Source organism: Pseudomonas palleroniana, from assembly GCF_003031675.1.
Classification (GTDB): Bacteria; Pseudomonadota; Gammaproteobacteria; order Pseudomonadales; family Pseudomonadaceae; genus Aquipseudomonas; species Aquipseudomonas palleroniana.
In genome coordinates, this window is record NZ_PYWX01000061.1 from 41425 (window position 1) to 58197 (window position 16773).

The 16773-nt window shown below is 61.4% G+C and carries 19 protein-coding genes; 8 read left to right on the plus strand and 11 right to left on the minus strand.

Annotation, left to right across the window (positions count from 1 at the left end; genetic code table 11):
* Positions 1-11: 11 nt before the first annotated feature.
* Entirely contained in the window at positions 12-356 is a 345-nt protein-coding gene (locus tag C9383_RS20110; RefSeq protein ID WP_060754082.1) for a YciI family protein, read from the minus strand.
* 38 nt (positions 357-394) lie between these two features.
* A complete protein-coding gene (locus tag C9383_RS20115) occupies positions 395-814 on the minus strand; it encodes a YybH family protein (protein WP_090368998.1) in 420 nt (139 codons plus the stop codon).
* A 159-nt stretch (positions 815-973) separates the two neighbouring features.
* On the opposite strand from C9383_RS20115, the gene C9383_RS20120 reads away from it, so the two are divergent.
* Entirely contained in the window at positions 974-1474 is a 501-nt protein-coding gene (locus C9383_RS20120) for a GNAT family N-acetyltransferase (RefSeq protein WP_090368996.1), read from the plus strand.
* A gap of 59 nt (positions 1475-1533) precedes the next feature.
* Here C9383_RS20120 and C9383_RS20125 read toward each other — a convergent pair whose 3' ends face one another.
* Complete coding sequence (locus tag C9383_RS20125) at positions 1534-2016, minus strand: GyrI-like domain-containing protein (RefSeq protein WP_090368994.1); 483 nt, start codon at positions 2014-2016, stop codon at positions 1534-1536.
* A gap of 195 nt (positions 2017-2211) precedes the next feature.
* Between C9383_RS20125 and alaC the strand changes: the two genes are divergently transcribed.
* Complete coding sequence (alaC, locus tag C9383_RS20130; RefSeq protein ID WP_090368992.1) at positions 2212-3429, plus strand: alanine transaminase; 1218 nt, start codon at positions 2212-2214, stop codon at positions 3427-3429.
* Positions 3430-3520: 91 nt separating this feature from the next.
* On the opposite strand, the gene C9383_RS20135 is transcribed toward alaC, so the two are convergent.
* Together C9383_RS20135 and C9383_RS20140 are read right to left on the minus strand one after the other, a co-directional pair.
* Positions 3521-4873 carry a GntP family permease gene (locus C9383_RS20135; protein WP_060754087.1) on the minus strand — a complete coding sequence of 451 codons (1353 nt, stop codon included), beginning with the start codon at positions 4871-4873 and terminating at the stop codon, positions 3521-3523.
* 84 nt (positions 4874-4957) lie between these two features.
* Entirely contained in the window at positions 4958-5491 is a 534-nt protein-coding gene (locus C9383_RS20140) for a gluconokinase (protein ID WP_090368990.1), read from the minus strand.
* 213 nt (positions 5492-5704) lie between these two features.
* On the opposite strand from C9383_RS20140, the gene gntR reads away from it, so the two are divergent.
* From gntR to C9383_RS20165, 4 genes are all read left to right on the plus strand, one after another.
* On the plus strand, positions 5705-6736 hold the full coding sequence (gene gntR / locus C9383_RS20145) for an HTH-type transcriptional regulator GntR (protein WP_162492703.1): 1032 nt from the start codon (positions 5705-5707) through the stop codon (positions 6734-6736).
* Between the two features lie 314 nt (positions 6737-7050).
* On the plus strand, positions 7051-7290 hold the full coding sequence (locus C9383_RS20150; RefSeq protein WP_060754090.1) for a DUF6124 family protein: 240 nt from the start codon (positions 7051-7053) through the stop codon (positions 7288-7290).
* Between the two features lie 237 nt (positions 7291-7527).
* The gene (locus C9383_RS20160) at positions 7528-8160 is read left to right on the plus strand and encodes a glutathione S-transferase family protein (RefSeq protein ID WP_090368988.1); all 633 of its coding nucleotides are present in this window, start codon (positions 7528-7530) and stop codon (positions 8158-8160) included.
* A 32-nt stretch (positions 8161-8192) separates the two neighbouring features.
* Positions 8193-9602 carry an MFS transporter gene (locus tag C9383_RS20165; protein ID WP_090368986.1) on the plus strand — a complete coding sequence of 470 codons (1410 nt, stop codon included), beginning with the start codon at positions 8193-8195 and terminating at the stop codon, positions 9600-9602.
* On the opposite strand, the gene C9383_RS20170 is transcribed toward C9383_RS20165, so the two are convergent.
* Positions 9596-10018: a hypothetical protein gene (locus C9383_RS20170; protein ID WP_090368984.1), complete on the minus strand. Its 423-nt coding sequence runs from the start codon at positions 10016-10018 to the stop codon at positions 9596-9598. The genes C9383_RS20165 and C9383_RS20170 overlap by 7 nt on opposite strands.
* Before the next feature lie 254 nt (positions 10019-10272).
* On the opposite strand from C9383_RS20170, the gene C9383_RS20175 reads away from it, so the two are divergent.
* Positions 10273-10785 carry a hypothetical protein gene (locus tag C9383_RS20175; protein ID WP_060754093.1) on the plus strand — a complete coding sequence of 171 codons (513 nt, stop codon included), beginning with the start codon at positions 10273-10275 and terminating at the stop codon, positions 10783-10785.
* A gap of 84 nt (positions 10786-10869) precedes the next feature.
* Here C9383_RS20175 and C9383_RS20180 read toward each other — a convergent pair whose 3' ends face one another.
* Positions 10870-11739, minus strand: a complete 870-nt coding sequence (locus C9383_RS20180) for a LysR family transcriptional regulator (protein WP_090368982.1) — start codon at positions 11737-11739, stop codon at positions 10870-10872.
* Positions 11740-11835: 96 nt separating this feature from the next.
* On the opposite strand from C9383_RS20180, the gene gstA reads away from it, so the two are divergent.
* The gene (gene gstA, locus C9383_RS20185; protein WP_090368979.1) at positions 11836-12432 is read left to right on the plus strand and encodes a glutathione transferase GstA; all 597 of its coding nucleotides are present in this window, start codon (positions 11836-11838) and stop codon (positions 12430-12432) included.
* On the opposite strand, the gene C9383_RS20190 is transcribed toward gstA, so the two are convergent.
* Genes C9383_RS20190 through C9383_RS20205 form a run of 4 tightly spaced genes read right to left on the minus strand, consistent with a single transcriptional unit; the run spans position 12387 to position 16745 of the window.
* The gene (locus C9383_RS20190; RefSeq protein ID WP_090368977.1) at positions 12387-13802 is read right to left on the minus strand and encodes an aromatic amino acid lyase; all 1416 of its coding nucleotides are present in this window, start codon (positions 13800-13802) and stop codon (positions 12387-12389) included. The genes gstA and C9383_RS20190 overlap by 46 nt on opposite strands.
* A complete protein-coding gene (locus C9383_RS20195; protein ID WP_090368975.1) occupies positions 13799-14803 on the minus strand; it encodes an ornithine cyclodeaminase family protein in 1005 nt (334 codons plus the stop codon). Before C9383_RS20195 ends, C9383_RS20190 begins: the two co-directional genes overlap by 4 nt.
* A 2-nt stretch (positions 14804-14805) precedes the next feature.
* Positions 14806-15732 (minus strand): aliphatic sulfonate ABC transporter substrate-binding protein, encoded by a 927-nt coding sequence (locus tag C9383_RS20200; protein ID WP_060754097.1) that lies wholly within the window; start codon positions 15730-15732, stop codon positions 14806-14808.
* Positions 15732-16745 carry an ABC transporter substrate-binding protein gene (locus C9383_RS20205; protein ID WP_090368973.1) on the minus strand — a complete coding sequence of 338 codons (1014 nt, stop codon included), beginning with the start codon at positions 16743-16745 and terminating at the stop codon, positions 15732-15734. Before C9383_RS20205 ends, C9383_RS20200 begins: the two co-directional genes overlap by 1 nt.
* Between the last annotated feature and the right edge of the window lie 28 nt (positions 16746-16773).

The following is a 16773-nucleotide window of genomic DNA, read 5'->3' on the forward strand; positions in this document are numbered from 1 at the left end:
GATTATGCTGGTCAGAGTTTCAATTCACGCACGGGACGCACTTCCACACTGCCGACCCGCGCCGCCGGAATACCGCCGGCCACCTGGATTGCGTCGTTCAGGTCCCTGGCGTCGATCAGGTAGAACCCGGCCAACTGCTCCTTGGTTTCAGCAAACGGCCCATCGGTGATCGACAACTTGCCATTGCGCATGCGCACGGTAGTGGCGGTGGTCACCGACTCCAGCGGCTCGGCGGCAAGCATGCGGCCGCTGGCCTGCACGGACTGCGCGTAGGCGAAACACTCCGGGTCCTGGGGGCTGTCCGGCGAGCTGTGCAACACCTGTTCGTTGCTGTAGATCAGGCAGAGGTATTTCATGTGTGTCTCCATTTGCGGACTCATGACTATAGTTCGGCTCAAGGTTTCAGCTCGAACAAGGCGACGCCGCTTTGCATATCGAAGGGCGCCGACCAATGCTCATGCACCACCTTCCATTGGCCATCGAGGCGCTGGTAACCGGCCGTCACCCGCATCCAGCACGCCTTCACCACGCCATCCGGCCCGGCACCGCCGCAATGCGCCAACCAATGGGCAAAGGCGCTATCCGCGGCTTCTACAATGCGCAGTTCATGAAACTCGAAAATACCCGGGCCGGGGCAGTGCTCCATGCACGCTTCCCAGTGGGCGCGATAGGCGGCCTTGCCCTTGAATTGCAACGCGACAACGGCGTCGAACGAGACGATATCGTCGGCGTAAAAGCTGACAATTTTATCGATATCCCGGGCAAGCACAGCTTGCTTCCATTGATCGATCAGAGCGTGGATGGCAGTGCTCATAGTGATACTCCTGTTTTGTGGGGAGAGGGGTAAACATCACGAAGGACACCCTTAGTCGAATCAGCCCTGGCTCAATCGACAGCCCGCTGAAAAATAATTTAGCCGCCTGCAAACCCGTTAGAATTCGCGCCTCTCTGTAGTCTTTGGGATGCACCGCCAATGGAAACCCGCCTCGTCCCCTATGAGACGTTGAGCCTTGTGCAAAAACAGCAGCTCAATACCCTGCAAGTGCATCCCGAACAGTTGGCATTTTCCGGCGATATCGGCTGTGCGCTGAACAGCCTGCTGGTCAATCCCAACCCCGCCGCGATCAAAGGCTTCGCCCTGCTTGCCGACGACCGGCCTGTGGCCTTCATGCTGCTCAAACGCCCACCGTGCCTGCCTCATTGGGCTGATGAACACAGCGCCACGCTGCACGCCTTGCAAGTGGAACGCACCCAGCAAGGACGCGGCTTCGGCAAGGCATGCCTGCAAGCGCTGCCGGCAGCGGCGATACGGGCCTGGCCGCAGATCAAGGGCTTGGAGTTGTCGGTGGACGCGAACAATGTGGCGGCGATGGGGTTGTATCGGGCGGCTGGATGGGTGGATAGCGGGGAGGCCTACAAGGGCCGGGCTGACTATGAGCGCAGGTTGAGATGGACGTTCAGCCCGTCGATGTAACGTAAACATGACTGTTTGACGGCCAGGTCATGTTTACGTGACATCGACCCACAGCCGTTTCAGGACTTGGTTTCAACCGGCAACCAGATCTCCACCGTCCCCGTGCCCTTGCGCACATCGAAATCCGCGCTATAGCGCTCGAAATCCGCCCCGGCCACCTTGAAGCCCGAGTGCGGCAACCACTCGAACATGATGCGCTCATAGGTCTGCTCAAGCGCTTGCACCGGGCCGTGGTGTGAGAATACGGCGTAGTGATGCGGGGGAATTTCCAGGGTTTCGAAGTTGCCCGGTGCGTCGCCCTTGCTCGGGACTTCCACCCCGGCCATGTAATCGAACTCGCCGTGGTGAGGGTTATGACACACCCCATAGGTCACACCGCCAACGCGCTTCTTGATGTCCTTGATGCAGCTATCAAACAGCTCCCATAACTTGGGGATATCCCCCACGGTAGCTTTTGAATAGCGCCCCTGCACACCCGCAATCACCAGCGCTTTGCCGTCCTCCATGCGTGGCTCGAGCGGTTGTTTTATCTGCTGATCCATACGAACAGTCTCCTTCTTGTGAGGGAACAAGCCCGCATCGAGTATAGGGGTATATCCGCGCTGCACACCATGCAGAAAATTTTCCTACGCATCTGGACAACCGGCCATCATCGACCGTATTGTCTGCCCCGCAGGCCACCGCAGTGGCCGACGTCGCTCGGACGGTTCCGGGCGCTTACGTACCTCGAGGCAACAATGGCAGACCAAGGTTCGCCGCGCCGCTTTGCGCGCATAGATCGACTCCCCCCCTATGTTTTCAATATCACTGCCGAGCTGAAGATGGCTGCGCGTCGGCGCGGCGAAGACATCATCGACTTGAGCATGGGTAACCCCGACGGCCCCACGCCACCGCACATCGTGGAAAAACTGGTCACCGTCGCCCAGCGTGAAGACACCCACGGCTACTCCACCTCCAAAGGCATTCCACGCCTGCGCCGCGCCATTTCGCGCTGGTACAAGGACCGTTATGAAGTGGACATCGACCCCGAGTCGGAAGCCATTGTCACCATCGGTTCCAAAGAGGGCCTGGCGCACTTGATGCTGGCCACCCTGGACCAGGGCGATACCGTGCTGGTGCCCAACCCAAGCTACCCGATCCACATCTACGGTGCCGTGATTGCCGGCGCCCAGGTGCGCTCGGTGCCGCTGGTGCCCGGCGTGGATTTCTTCGCCGAACTGGAACGCGCGATTCGCGGCTCGATCCCCAAGCCGAAAATGATGATCCTGGGCTTTCCGTCCAACCCCACCGCGCAGTGCGTGGAGCTGGACTTCTTCGAACGCGTGATCGCCCTGGCCAAGCAATACGACGTGCTGGTCATCCACGACCTGGCGTATGCCGACATCGTCTACGACGGCTGGAAAGCCCCGTCGATCATGCAGGTGCCGGGTGCCAAGGACATTGCGGTGGAGTTCTTCACCCTGTCCAAGAGCTACAACATGGCCGGCTGGCGCATTGGTTTCATGGTGGGTAACCCGGAACTGGTCAGCGCCCTGGCACGTATCAAGAGTTACCACGACTACGGCACCTTCACCCCGCTGCAAGTGGCGGCGATTGCCGCGCTCGAAGGGGACCAGCAGTGCGTGAAGGATATTGCCGAGCAGTACCGCCAACGCCGCAATGTGCTGGTCAAGGGCCTGCATGAGCTGGGTTGGATGGTGGAAAACCCGAAGGCATCGATGTACGTGTGGGCCAAGATTCCCGAGGCGTATGCCGCCATGGGCTCGCTGGAATTTGCCAAGAAACTGCTGCTGGAGGCGAAGGTATGCGTGTCGCCGGGGATCGGCTTTGGTGAGTACGGGGATGATCACGTACGCTTTGCACTGATCGAGAACCAGGACCGGATTCGCCAGGCCGTGCGCGGGATTCGCGGGATGTTCAGGGCGGATGGGCTAGTCGCCAAAACCGGCGCCTGATTCGGTCAAAATGTGGGAGGGGGCAAGTCGAATCGTCGCACCGCCCCGCCCCTCCCACATGTGCATTCGGTTTAACCCCAAGTTCTGGGGTTTAGACCACCAGCGACAACAGCATGATGAAGATCAACGCCACCACCGACAGGATGGTTTCCATCGCCGTCCAGGTCTTGAACGTTTCAGCCACGGTCATATTGAAGTACTGCTTCACCAGCCAGAACCCCGCATCGTTGACGTGAGACAAGATCAACGAACCCGCCCCCGTCGCCAACACCAGCAGCTCACGGTTGACCCCTGGGATCATCCCGACCACCGGCACCACGATCCCGGCGCCAGTGATCGTCGCCACGGTTGCCGAACCGGTTGCCACGCGAATCACCGCCGCCACCAGCCACGCCAGCAGAATCGGATTGATCTGCGCAGTCACCGCCATATGGCCGATCACGTCACCCACGCCGCTGGTGACCAGCATCTGCTTGAAACCACCACCGGCACCGATGATCAGGATGATCGCGGCGGTCGGAGCCAGGCTGGCGTCGAGCAGCTTGAGGATCTGCTTGGAACCGATGCCCTGGCGATGGCCGAAGGTGTACAGCGACAGCAGCAACGCCAGCAACAACGCCGTGATCGGGTGGCCGATCATGTCCATCCAGTTGCGAATGGCGTGGCCATCCGGCAGGGCGATGTCGGCGAAGGTTTTGAGCAGCATCAGGAACACCGGCAACAGCACGGTGATCAGCGTGACGCTGAAGCTGGGCAGCGACTTGTTGTCCGTCTCGCGGGCCAGTTGGTCGACCAACTCCTGGGACGGGTTGCCGGGGATGTACTTGGCGATGAACGTACCGAAGATCGGGCCGGCAATAATGGCCGTCGGCAATGCGACGATCAGGCCGTAGAGGATGGTCTTGCCGATGTCCGCGCCAAACACGCCGATGGCCAGCAACGGACCCGGGTGCGGTGGTACCAGGCCGTGCACCGCCGAGAGGCCGGCGAGCAACGGGATGCCGATCTTGATCAGTGAGACGCCGGTACGCCGGGCGACGATAAACACCAGCGGGATCAGCAACACAAAACCGATCTCGAAGAACAGCGGGATGCCCACCAGGAACGCGGCGAACATCATGGCCCACTGCACCTTCGCCTTGCCGAAGGCACGGATCAGGGTCTGGGCGATCTGATCGGCGCCACCGGATTCGGCCATCATCTTGCCGAGCATGGTGCCCAGCGCGAGGATGATGCCGACAAAGCCGAGCACCCCGCCGAAGCCGTCCTGGAACGCTTTGATGATCTTGTCCACGGGCATGCCCGAGGTCAGGCCGAGGAAACCTGCGGCGATGATCAACGCGATAAAGGGGTGAACTTTGAACCGGGTGATCAAGACGATCAGTCCGATAATGGTGACCACTGCATCTAGCAGCAGGTAGGACTCGTGGGACATGCCAAACATGGGGGGTCTCTCCTGTTTGTTGTTGTTATTAAAGCGGGTGTTGAATTTCCTGCCGGGGATAGCGCTATCTTTTCCGGCAAAAAATTAATGAGTAGGTTCAAAGCCGTGTTGCAGCCACCAGGCATGGGTCTGCCGGGCCAACTCCTCGACGCTGTCTTCACTGGCGTTGAGCGCCAGGGTCAGCGGTTCGCCCTTGGGCGATTCAAGGGTGGCGAACTGGCTGTCGATCAGGCTTGCCGGCATGAAATGCCCGGGGCGATGGGACACACGGTCGGCGGCCACGGCCCGGGTCAGTTCCAGGAACACAAAACCCAGGCCCGGCGCGGCTTCGCGCAGGTGGTCGCGGTATTTCTTTTTAAGCGCCGAACAGGTGAGCACGGGGTGCTCGCCGGCCTTGAGTGCGCGGCGCAGTTCATCGCAGAGGATGTCGAGCCAACCGGCACGGTCGTCGTCGTTGAGAGGGTGGCCGGCGCTCATCTTTTCGATATTGGCGGCAGGGTGAAAGCTGTCGCCTTCAATGGCGGTGGCGCCGTTCAGGCGGCACAGGGCCTGGCTGACGCTGGACTTGCCACAGCCGGAAACACCCATGATGACCAGGGCGGTAACAGGTTGACTCATGAAACACCTCAGGACGCAGATAGCGCTACCTTTGCACGCTGTAAGGCTAGTGCAAAAACAGGCTTTTCCCGCGCCGTCTTGTCTTTTTTTATGGAGTGACGCGTGCATCCTCTCCAGCGATTTGAACGGGATCAGGCAACCCTTCGTTCAAGCATTTGCAGCCTTTTGGAGACAGCGCTACCTTAGTGCCTCGATTTTTGTTTGGCAAGCCGCCTGATGACCTCCAAGAACGATAAAAAAATGCGTACCACGGGTCGCCCGACCCTCAATGAAGTCGCCCGCCTGGCCGGCGTCAGCCCGATTACCGCCTCGCGCGCGCTGCGTGGCATCAGCACCGTGGCCACTGAACTGGTGGAAAAAGTGCAACACGCCGCCAGTGAACTCAATTACGTCGTCAACCCCGCCGCCCGCGCCCTGGCCTCGGCGCAAAGCCATTCGGTGGTGGTGCTGGTGCCGTCGCTGTCCAACCTGTTGTTTATCGAAACCCTCGAAGCCATCCACCAGGTACTGCGGCCCAAGGGCTTTGAAGTACTGATCGGCAACTCCCATTATTCGCGCGATGAAGAAGAAAACCTGCTGCGCAACTACATGGCCTACCAGCCACGGGGCTTGCTGCTGACCGGCTTTGATCGGACTGAAAGCGCGCGACGGATGGTCGAGGCCAGCCATGTGCCTTGCGTCTACATGATGGACCTGGACCCGCACGCCGGCGTGAACTGCGTAGGGTTTTCACAGTTGGCAGCCGGTGAAACGGCGGCCGCGCATTTGCTCTCCCGCGGGCGCAAGCGCCTGGCCTACATCGGCGCGCAACTGGACCAACGCACGTTACTGCGCGGCGAAGGCTTCCGCCGCGCACTGCAACAGGCGGGCCTGTACGACCCGGCGCTGGAGCTGCTGACACCACGCCCCTCCTCCGTGGGCCTGGGCGGCGAGCTGTTCTTGCAGATGCTGGCAAGCCATCCCGATGTGGACGCGATCTTCTTCGGCAACGACGACCTGGCCCAGGGCGCACTGCTGGAGGCCCTGCGCCACAACATCAAGGTGCCGGAGCGCGTGGCGGTGCTGGGCTTCAACGACTTGCCGGCCTCATCCTTCATGGTGCCGCGCCTGAGCAGCATCAGCACCCCGCGTGAGGCGATCGGGCGACGTGCAGCGGAGCATTTGTTGAGCATCATGGCGGGCAACAAGATCGCCAAGCCGGTAGTGGATATGGGGTTTGAATTGCAGGTGCGGGAAAGCACGTAGGACGCCTGTAGGACACGGCCGACATTGCGCCAGGCGCCTTGCCCGGCTGCCTACGCTTAGGTCAGAATCCGCCGGCTTGTGCGCCTGGGAGGGGGTCTCTAAGGTTTGCCGGTCGCTGAATTTCTCGGTGACCGGGTTTAGTAGCCCATGTTCGGACTTCTCAGTGCACAAGCCTCAGCGAAATGTTTGATGGCGGCTGTGCGTAGGGCACCCTTGGGTGCGCCGGCTTTGGAGTCCACCGGTCTACTAACCTGCGTACAGCTGCCACCCTCGTTTAGTAGCGAAGAGGCGGTGGCCAATTCCTGGACTATCCAATGATCAAAGAAATCGATACGCCGCCAACCACCCTCTTCACCCTCATCCCCGATGTCCCCACCGAAACCCTGCTGATCAACAGCTACGAAACCGTGTGCTCCGTCAGCACCTTGCTGCTTGACCTGTCCGATGACCTTGAAGGCAAACACCGCGATGTCGCCCTGGCCATCCATCAGCTCAGCGAACTGAGTGTGTTGCTGGTGGGCAAAGCCATGGACCAGCACACGCCCCGCTACTGACACGCCCTCTGCAGGAGCGAGTTTGTGTGGCGAGGGAGCTTGCTCCCGCTGGAGTGCGAAGCACTCCCAGACCGGTTGACGAACTGTATCTGACACATATCGATCGCACGGTTTGGGGCCGCTTCGCAGCCCAGCGGGAGCAAGCTCCCTCGCCACGACAAGCTCGCTATACGGGGTATTGCTTGCAAATTGTTTCGTCGTGCTAGATTGGCCTCTCTCCACTGCAAGGGAAGCACCATGGGACACTCACTGAAAATCCTCGGCCGCACGTCTTCCATCAACGTACGCAAAGTACTGTGGACCTGCCAGGAACTGGGCATCGACTATGTGCGTGAAGACTGGGGCATTGGCTTCAAGCCCACTCAAGCCGCCGAGTTCCTCGCCCTCAACCCCAATGCCCAGGTGCCGGTGCTGATCGATGACCACGGCGTGCTGTGGGAATCCAACACCATCTGCCGCTACCTCGTCGGCCTCTACCAACGCCATGACTTGCTGCCCGCCGAACCCGCCCCCCGCTCCAGAGTGGAGCAATGGATGGACTGGCAAGCCACCGAACTCAACCCCTCCTGGGGTTATGCGTTCCATGCCCTGGTGCGCAAGAACCCGGATTACCAAGACCCGCAACGCCTCAGCGCCGGCGTGCAGGCCTGGAATGACAAAATGGGGCTGCTGGAACAGCAACTGGCCAAAACCGGTGCCTACGTCGCCGGTGATGAATTCACCCTGGCCGATATCCTCGTCGGCCTCTCGGTGCATCGCTGGTGGAATGCGCCGCTGGAGCATCCGCCCTACCCTGCGGTCGCGGCCTACTACCAGCGGCTCAGCCAGCGCCCAGGCTTCCAGGCCTATGCGCTCGACGGTCACAACTGATCAATCACGCCATGACGTCCGGAACCACGCCCATGCATTCACCTTCCGCCACCGACGGTATCGACCCGATCCGCGCCGCCCACATCAGCGCGCGCATCGACCGCCTGCCTGCCGTGGCCAGCATCTGGCGCCTGGTGGCGTTGCTGTCGATCGGTGGTTTTTTCGAGCTGTATGATTTGTTCCAGACCGCCTACATCAGCCCCGGCCTGATCAAGGACGGCCTGTTTGCCACCGGCAGCGGCGGTGTGTTCGGGTTCTCCGACCAGGCCGCGTTCGCCTCGGCGACCTTCCTCGGCCTGTTCCTCGGCGCCAGCCTGCTCAGCCCCATCGCAGACCGCTTCGGGCGACGGGCGATCTTCACCTTTGCATTGATCTGGTACACCGTCGCCACCGTGTTGATGGGCATCCAGACCTCGGCGCTGGGCATCATCTGCATGCGCTTTCTGGTGGGCATTGGCCTGGGCATCGAGCTGGTGACCATCGACGCCTACCTCTCGGAACTGGTGCCCAAACGCATGCGCAGCTCGGCGTTTGCCTTTGCGTTTTTTATCCAGTTCCTGTCAGTGCCGGCGGTGGCGTTGATGTCGTGGTGGCTGGTGCCCCAGGCGCCGTTCGGGGTGGCCGGTTGGCGCTGGGTGGTGCTGTCGAGTGCGGTGTTTGCACTGTTTATCTGGTGGTTGCGTAAACGCTTGCCGGAATCACCCCGCTGGCTCGCCCAGCAAGGTCGATTCGAGCAAGCCGATGCAATCATGGACAACCTGGAAGCACGCTGCCGGAAAGACTACGGCAAACCGCTGGACCCACCCGAGCCCGAGGCGGTCAGCGTGCAAGGCAGCGGCCGTTTTGCCGATATCTGGCAACCGCCCTACCGCCGCCGCGCCTTGATGCTGATCGTGTTTCATGTGTTCCAGGCCATCGGCTTTTTCGGTTTCGGCAACTGGTTGCCGGCGCTGCTCTCGGGCCAGGGCGTCAGCGTGACCCACAGCCTGATGTACGCCTTCATCATCACCCTCGCCTACCCGCTGGGGCCGTTGCTGTTCGTGAAGTTTGCCAACCGGTTTGAGAACAAATGGCAGATCGTCGGCTCGGCCCTGGGCGCGATGCTCTTCGGCAGCCTGTTCGCCCTGCAGACCACGGCGGTGGGGCTGGTGCTCTGCGGGGTGATGATCACCTTCTGCAATGCGTGGCTGAGCTTCAGCTATCACTCGTATCAAAGCGAGCTGTTCCCCACCAACATCCGTGCGCGCGCCGTGGGGTTCTGCTACTCCTTCAGCCGCTTGTCCACGGTGTTCAGCAGCCTGCTGATCGGGTTTATCCTCGAACACCTGGGCACACCGGGGGTGCTTGCGTTCATCGCCGGCAGCATGTTGATCGTGATGCTCACCATCGGTGGGTTCGGGCCGCGTACGCGTAATCTGGCGTTGGAGAATATTGCTCACTGATCAGCAGGTTGGACGCTAGGAGCATAGAGCACACGAAACGAACCTTTGATCGTCTGAGCGGGTTGACTGATTGAAGATCCCTCAAAATCGGCACGCAGAGCATCCGGTTCGGCGAGGAAACGCATCTGCCCTTCGTAATGGGTAGTTTTTATTCCCCCAGGAATCTCGTGCGAGAACATTAACCCGGCCTCTCCAGTTTTTTCGGGATTCTCGACCAGCGTGTAAAATTTTGTCGGCTCGAACTTAAATGTGCTGAATACAGTCAGAGTCGGCAGCCCCTCCTTTGTAGTCCCCATGATTTGGTAGTAGCGGCCCGAATAGAAGTGTATCGCCTCCTCAGTGTGAAAGGCTTTGGATTCGCCCGAAAATTGAGCCTTCACATAGAAGCTACCAATAGGGTCTCGTTTATCAGTCATTTCATTTCTCCTTGTCCCGGATAACAACACAGCTGATTCAACGGCAAGTCGAAGCGGTTGAATACTGTGAAATCCCACAGAGAAACGTTTCAGCCAAATGCTCCTTCCCATTGCCAGGCTGCGGCAACGAATGACCGCTGAACGGACGGATATTGCCTCCTGGATAAGGCTACGCCCCATAAAACCGGGCCCATCGCCCCCGGCACACTATTTGCTCCAGCTGTGCCACCGAACATTTCCACAGGTGAGCGATCATGCTGGTTAACAACAACGCCCAAGCCGTATCGACGATCCAACACATCAAGCGCCCCGACATGGACCCCGCCAACGCGGCCGCCAGCACGCTGTACAGCGGCGCCCTGCAGGCGGCGCAGCAAAGCGTGACGGTGCCGGCCGCGCAGAAGGACCTGGACAAGGCCAATGACCGTATCGATGAAGCCTTCGCCAAGACCCGCGTACAACTGCAGGCCAGCACGGCAGCGACGAGCGCGACCTCTGACGTGCCGGCCACCGGCTCGACCGGCAAGACCGCCCGTGAAGACTTTAACGACTACATGAGCAAATCGCCGGCCGAACGCATCCGCGAACAGCTCCTCAAGGAGCAGGGTTTGACCGAAGAGGATGTGCAGAAGCTGCCGCAGGAAAAGCAGGACGCGATTTCCAAGGAAGTGGCTGAGCGCATCAAGCAACAGCAGGATCAGCAGGTAGCGGCGAAAACCGCCGACCCACAGGTGCAGGCGGTGAAAGAAACCCTGGCGGCGATCTAAGCCGCACATCGTTGCGTGTAGAAGCGAGCTTGCTCGCGAAAAACCTCAACGATAACGCGGGCTTGCTGGATTGCAGGACGCGGTTCAGTTAACCAGCATGTTCAACAAAGCCTGCGCAGCAGCACCCGGCTCCCGGTTCGGCGGCCCCACCAGGCAGAACTCACGCTGTACCGGGGCCTTGAGCGGCATCACGCGCAACCCCTGGCGTTGAGCCGGCAGGGTCATTTCCGGGACCAGCGTGACACCAATCCCTTCGCGGACCAGGCTGAAGGCGCTGCTCCATTCGCGCACTTCCACGCGGGCATCGCGTAACGCCAACCCGGCCTCGGCGCTCAGGCTGCCGGCGTTGACGGTGCAGCCGCCGGTGGCGAGTACAAAGGGTTGTTCCAGCAATTCCTCCAATGTCACCACCGCTCCGGCCGGGCGCTGGGCCAGTGCATGCTGCGCGGGCACCACCGCTGTCCAATGGTCGCGCCCCAACACCGTGGCCTTGCGCTCGGGCTTGGGGTTGAGCACCACGCCCAAGTCGATCAGCCCGGCGTCAAGCAAGGTATTGACCTCGTCATCCGTGACTTCCAGGGTGGTGACCTCGATGCCGGGATACAGCTGCTTGAAACGCTGCAACAACGGGCTGAGAAAGGTCTGCAGCACGATGGGGAAACTGGCAATGCGCAGTGTCCCACGCAACATGGGCCGGGCTTCATCGACGGTGCTGCGAATCGCCTGCAGCGCGCCCATCATGACTCTCGCCTGTTCGATCACACTCAGCCCCAGTGCGGTGGGCAGCGTCTTGCGTGGCTCACGGGTAAACAGTTGCGCGCCCAGCGTCGCCTCCATCCCGGCCATGGCCTGGCTGGCGGCGGACTGAGTCATGCCCACGCATTGGGCAGCGGCAGTGATGCTGCCATGGTCGGCGACAGCGACCAGCAAGCGCCAGTGCATCAGGTTCATCATGACAGTAGCTGTCCTTATGGCAGGGCTCTGAAGGTTTAATTTTACGCACGGTGCCATGCCCATGAAACTGGCGCAAATCCCACGGAGCTGTCCCCGATGAAACTGTATTACGCCCCCAACGCCTGTTCGCTCGCCCCGCATATCGTATTGCGCGAACTGGCCCTGCCGTTCGAGTTGGTGCAGGTCGACAACAGGGCCAAGATCACTGCCGACGGCGAGGACTTCCTGCAGATCAACCCCAAGGGCTACGTGGCTGCGCTGCAACTGGAGAACGGCCAGGTACTGACCGAAGCCAGCGCGATCCTGCAATACCTGGCCGACCTGAAACCCACGGCCGGCCTGGCTCCTACCAATGGCAGCTGGGAACGCGTGCGTTTGCAGGAATGGCTGAACTTTACCGCCAGCGAAATTCATGGCGGGCTGGGCGTGTTCTTCAACAGCGCCATCCCGAATGACGTGAAAGCGCTGTTCAAGGCCACGCTGCTCAAGCGCCTTGCGATTCTGGTGCACACCCTGGCGCGTCAGGATTACCTGCTGGGCACCCGATACTCGGTCGCCGATGCCTACCTGTTCGTGGTGCTGCGTTGGGCGGCCCTTCACACTATCGAGCTGGACCCGGTACTGCAGGCGTTCATGCAGCGTGTGGGTCAGCGCCCGGCGGTCGTTGCCGCACTGGCAATCGAAAATCCATAAGTCGAAATGAAGGCACTCAACACCCGCACATCTGCCGAGCCTGGGCGATCCTGGTCCAGATGGGCCACCTGGCTGCGCACGGTGTCATGGATCTGCCGAGTGCCCTGCCCCAGCCGCAATTCGCCGCGCAGATCCACCGCCTGCGCGGCAACGATCAGTTCGATACTGGCCAGCCACAACACCCGCTCCGTCAACTGGCGGGTCTTGTCCACGACGGCCAGGGCCTGCCCTGCGTAGTCCTCGACGCGATCCGCCACCGGCACAGTCACTGCCGGCAGCGGGTTGGCCAAATGCCCGATCTGCGCCACCAATGCCGAACTGGTGCGCTGCAACGCCGCCATACCGACATGCCCCGGTCGAGCGATCAAGAATCGCGGCAGATCGCTGGAGGCAGGCGACAGCAATTTGGCAATGCGCTCAGCGCTGCACGCCGCCGCTCGATTCAGGGCCAGGCCCAGGCTTTCGGCGACCAGCGCCAGGTGGGTGCTGTCGAAGTTCGCGGTGGCCAATACCAGCGCCTCTTCGCTGATCAACGCCGGATTGTCGGCACCGCTGCGCAGTTCCAGTTCAATCAGTTCATGCAAATGGTGCAACGCCTGCTGCGCCGCCCCTTGTACCACCGTGGCACAGCGAAAGCTCAAGGGGTCTTGCAGGCGGCGCGGACTGTCCGCCAACTCACCGCCCGCCAGCAGTTGCAACAAGGCCGCCGACTGCTCGGTTTGCCCCGGTGCCGGCCGCAGGCGCGAGGCCCACGGCTGGAAGGGGCTGAGGTTGGCCCGGTAGCCTTCGCAGGACAACGCCAGTGCGGCCAGCAAGGCCTCCAATGCCCGCTGCACCTGCGCCACCAGTAACGCGCCCAAGCCGACACTGGCGGCATTGGCAGAGACCAGCGCCAAACCATCTTTACCGGTCAGGGGCACCGACAGCGCCAGGCTCAGGTGCGCCAGCGGCGCCAGGTCGCTCTCGCCCAGCGAGCCGATCAACGGCACATCCGGCTCGACACCGCTATTGAGCAACGCCAGTAAAGCCTGCGCCGCGCCCGGCGAAATACCTGAACGCCCCTGGGCCAACCCGGCCAGACGCGCCGCCATCATTGCCCGCAATTCCTGGCGATTGGCAAGGCGCCCTACCCCCACCGCGCGTCCCAACGGAATGTTCGCCTGCACGGGGGCGACCAACGTATCCACCGCTGCGCCAAGGCCGGTGGTCACCCCATAAATCGGCGTGCCTTCAGCCGCCAGTTTCACCAGCAGGCGGTGGCCTTCATCGATACGTTGACGGGCCTGCGCGGTGAAATCCGCCGCTGCATCCTCGCGGGCAATCGCCAGCAAATCCGCGAGTGCCAGACCTTGGGGGTCGAGATGAATCATGCCCAACGCAACCGCTGGCCAAGCCCCGACTGCCTGGCTTTTTCCAACAGCGCATGGCCCAGCGCGATATCACTGAGGCTCAGGCCACGGTGCCAGAACAGGATGGTTTCCTCGGGCGTTTCCCGGCCGTTTTTCAAGCCGGCCACGATCTGCCCCAGTTCGGCATGCAGGGTCTGGGCGCTGAGTTTGCCGGCGTCTACATGGGCACGCAGCGAACCAAACAGGCCGCCTTTACACTGGCCCCAATCGTCCACCACCAGCTTGCTCATGATGTCGGTGAGCGACAGTTCCACCGCGCTCATGGTGCCGTAGGGCACCACAAACGCGCCGGGCTTGATCCAGTCGGTGCGCAGCAACGGTTCGGGCTGATCCAGGCGGGACGCCTCGACCACAATATCGGCGCCACGCACGGTGGTTTCCCAATCCTCGGTGACGATCACCGGCTTGCCCAGGTCCTGGCGCAGGCGTTCGGCAAAGGCTTCACGGCTTTCACTGCGCCGCGAATGCACGCGGATTTCATCGAAGTCGAACAGGTGGTCGAGCAGGCGCACGTTCCAATACGCGGTGCCACGCGCACCGATGTGCGCCAATACTTTGCTGTCGGGCCGGGCCAGGTACTTGGCGCCGATGGCAGTGATGGCGCCGGTACGCATGTCGGTGATCGCCGAGGCATCGAGGATCGCCTTGGGAATCCCGGTAGCCGGGTCCAGCAGGTTGAGGATCGCCAGTTCAGAGGGCAGCCCCTTGCGATAGTTGTCGACAAAGTCACCCACCACCTTGACGCCCGCGTAGCCGATATCGCCGCCCAGTACACCGCGCAATACGTTGAAGTGACCGTTGATCTCGCCGCCGGGAATCAGGTGGGTACGTGGCTCAATCACCGCTTCGCCGCGGCCCTGGATCGCCAGGCTGGCTTCAATGGCGGCAAGGATTTCATCGTTGGTCAGGCCCAGTTCGTCGATGTCGAGGCCGTTGAGAAAATCAATGTAGATCGGTTGCATGATCAGGGCGCCTTGAACACGGCTTGCTGCACATCGACCTTCTTCGGGATCAGGCCGTTGGCAAGGAACAGGTCGGCAGTGCGTTGCTGGTTGCCGATGTCGACGGCTTGCAGCGGACGAATCGGCGCGGACGAGCGGTGTTCGAAGTAGCTTTTGACCACCGCCGGTTGCAGGCCCAAGGTCTTGGCCATCAACGCGATGCTCTGCTCGGGCTGGTCGAGGGACAGGCGCTGCGCCTTGGCCAGCGTCTTGATGATCGCCCCGATGGACTGCGGGTACTGCCTGGCAAACGGGCTACTGACCACGAAGAAACTGCCCGCAGGATTGAGGCCCTGACCGTCACCCAGCACGCGGGCGCTGCCGTCGATTACCGCAGCGGAATAGTACGGGTCCCACACCACCCACGCGTCGACCTTGCCCTGCTCGAACGCAGCACGCCCGTCCGATGGCGACAGGTACACCACATTCACATCCTTCCATTGCAAACCCGCACGCAGCAGGCTTTTGAGGAACAGGTTGTGGGCGCTGGAGCCCTTGAGCAGCGCCACACGCTTGCCCTTGAGCTGCGCCACGCTCTGCACGCTGCTGGCTTTGGGCACCAGCACCGCTTCGGTCTTGCCCTCGTTGGGCTCTACCGCAAAGTACTGCAAGTCGATACCGGCCGCCTGGGCGAAGATCGGCGGGATGTCGCCAATGTTTCCGATGTCCAGGCTGCCGCCGTTCAGCGCTTCGATCAAGGGAGGGCCGCCGAGGAATTCAATCCACTGCACCTGGGTGCCGGGTAGCGCCTCTTCGAAGAGTTTGTGTTCGCGGGCCAGCACCATGCTCACCGAGCTTTTCTGGTAACCGATGCGCAAGGTGGCGGGATCGGCCGCCGACACTTGGCCGGCCAGCAGGGAAAGAACCACCGCCGTGAAGACTTTAAGCATTAGAGTGCCTCCTGGATTTTGGTCGCCACAGCCGCCGGAACCCATGGCTGCCAGATCTGCGGATGGTCCTTGAGGAACGCCTCAGCCACCTGGCGTGGCGGTGTGCGTTTCTCGCTCATTTCGCCGAGTACACCGTTGAGCAGGTCAATCGGCAGGTCGACCTTTTCAAACACGCTGACCAATTGCGGGTACTGCGCCTTGAACGGTGCCGAAACGCCGATTGCCAGGCGAGCCGGCATCGAGCGGGTGCCGATGGGGTTGGGGTTTTTCGCGTCGGACAGGGTTTTCCAGGCCTCGGCGTTGAAGGGCGGCTCTTCCAGCTTGACCAGCTTGAAACGGCCCAGCAGCGGCGTGGGCGACCAGTAATAGAACAACACCGGCTTGCCACGACGGATCGATGACGCAACTTCGGCGTCCAGCGCCGCACCGGAGCCGGTGCGGAAGTTGACGAAGCTGTCGGTGAGCTTGTAGGCCTTGAGCTTCTGGCTGTTGACGATCTCCGAGGTCCAGCCGGTGGGGCTGTTGAGGAATCGCCCACGGCTTGGGTCTTCGGGGTCGCGGAACACGTCCTTGTAACGCGGCAGGTCGGCCACCGATTTCAGCTCCGGCGCCAGGGGTTTGATGCCCCGCTCGGCATCGCCCTTGATCACGAACTCCGGTACCCACCAGCCTTCGGTGGCGCCTTTTACGGTGTCGCCGAGGCCGAATACTTTGCCTTCGCTTTCTGCCTTGACCCAGGCCGGGCTGCGTCCGGCCCACTCTTCGCCGATCACCTGGATATCATCCTTGGCCAGGGCGGCTTCCAGGCTGACGGTGCTGCCCGGCAAGGTGTCGGTGGGCAAGCCGTAGCCTTTCTCGACGATCAGGCGCAGCACCTCGGTGATCAGGCTGCCGCTTTCCCAGGTGATGTCACCGAAGTGAATGGGTTTGACGGCTTCGGCGGCCATGGCCGGCTGCGATAAAACGGCCAGTGCCAGCAGCGAACCACCGAGCAGCGTTTTAAGTCTTTTCATGCACAACCTCGTGGTGAATCATTTTTCA

Bases quoted from the DNA above. Each gene is read 5' to 3' on its own strand.
- C9383_RS20125 (WP_090368994.1), bottom strand. From the start codon at position 2,016: ATGGATCAGCAGATAAAACAACCGCTCGAGCCACGCATGGAGGACGGC.
- C9383_RS20135 (WP_060754087.1), bottom strand. From the start codon at position 4,873: ATGTTTGGCATGTCCCACGAGTCCTACCTGCTGCTAGATGCAGTGGTC.
- C9383_RS20110 (WP_060754082.1), bottom strand. From the start codon at position 356: ATGAAATACCTCTGCCTGATCTACAGCAACGAACAGGTGTTGCACAGC.
- C9383_RS20160 (WP_090368988.1), top strand. From the start codon at position 7,528: ATGGGACACTCACTGAAAATCCTCGGCCGCACGTCTTCCATCAACGTA.
- C9383_RS20195 (WP_090368975.1), bottom strand. From the start codon at position 14,803: ATGCAACCGATCTACATTGATTTTCTCAACGGCCTCGACATCGACGAA.
- C9383_RS20115 (WP_090368998.1), bottom strand. From the start codon at position 814: ATGAGCACTGCCATCCACGCTCTGATCGATCAATGGAAGCAAGCTGTG.
- C9383_RS20170 (WP_090368984.1), bottom strand. From the start codon at position 10,018: ATGACTGATAAACGAGACCCTATTGGTAGCTTCTATGTGAAGGCTCAA.
- C9383_RS20165 (WP_090368986.1), top strand. From the start codon at position 8,193: ATGCATTCACCTTCCGCCACCGACGGTATCGACCCGATCCGCGCCGCC.
- gstA (WP_090368979.1), top strand. From the start codon at position 11,836: ATGAAACTGTATTACGCCCCCAACGCCTGTTCGCTCGCCCCGCATATC.
- C9383_RS20180 (WP_090368982.1), bottom strand. From the start codon at position 11,739: ATGATGAACCTGATGCACTGGCGCTTGCTGGTCGCTGTCGCCGACCAT.
- C9383_RS20150 (WP_060754090.1), top strand. From the start codon at position 7,051: ATGATCAAAGAAATCGATACGCCGCCAACCACCCTCTTCACCCTCATC.
- C9383_RS20175 (WP_060754093.1), top strand. From the start codon at position 10,273: ATGCTGGTTAACAACAACGCCCAAGCCGTATCGACGATCCAACACATC.
- alaC (WP_090368992.1), top strand. From the start codon at position 2,212: ATGGCAGACCAAGGTTCGCCGCGCCGCTTTGCGCGCATAGATCGACTC.
- C9383_RS20200 (WP_060754097.1), bottom strand. From the start codon at position 15,732: ATGCTTAAAGTCTTCACGGCGGTGGTTCTTTCCCTGCTGGCCGGCCAA.
- C9383_RS20205 (WP_090368973.1), bottom strand. From the start codon at position 16,745: ATGAAAAGACTTAAAACGCTGCTCGGTGGTTCGCTGCTGGCACTGGCC.
- C9383_RS20140 (WP_090368990.1), bottom strand. From the start codon at position 5,491: ATGAGTCAACCTGTTACCGCCCTGGTCATCATGGGTGTTTCCGGCTGT.
- C9383_RS20120 (WP_090368996.1), top strand. From the start codon at position 974: ATGGAAACCCGCCTCGTCCCCTATGAGACGTTGAGCCTTGTGCAAAAA.
- C9383_RS20190 (WP_090368977.1), bottom strand. From the start codon at position 13,802: ATGATTCATCTCGACCCCCAAGGTCTGGCACTCGCGGATTTGCTGGCG.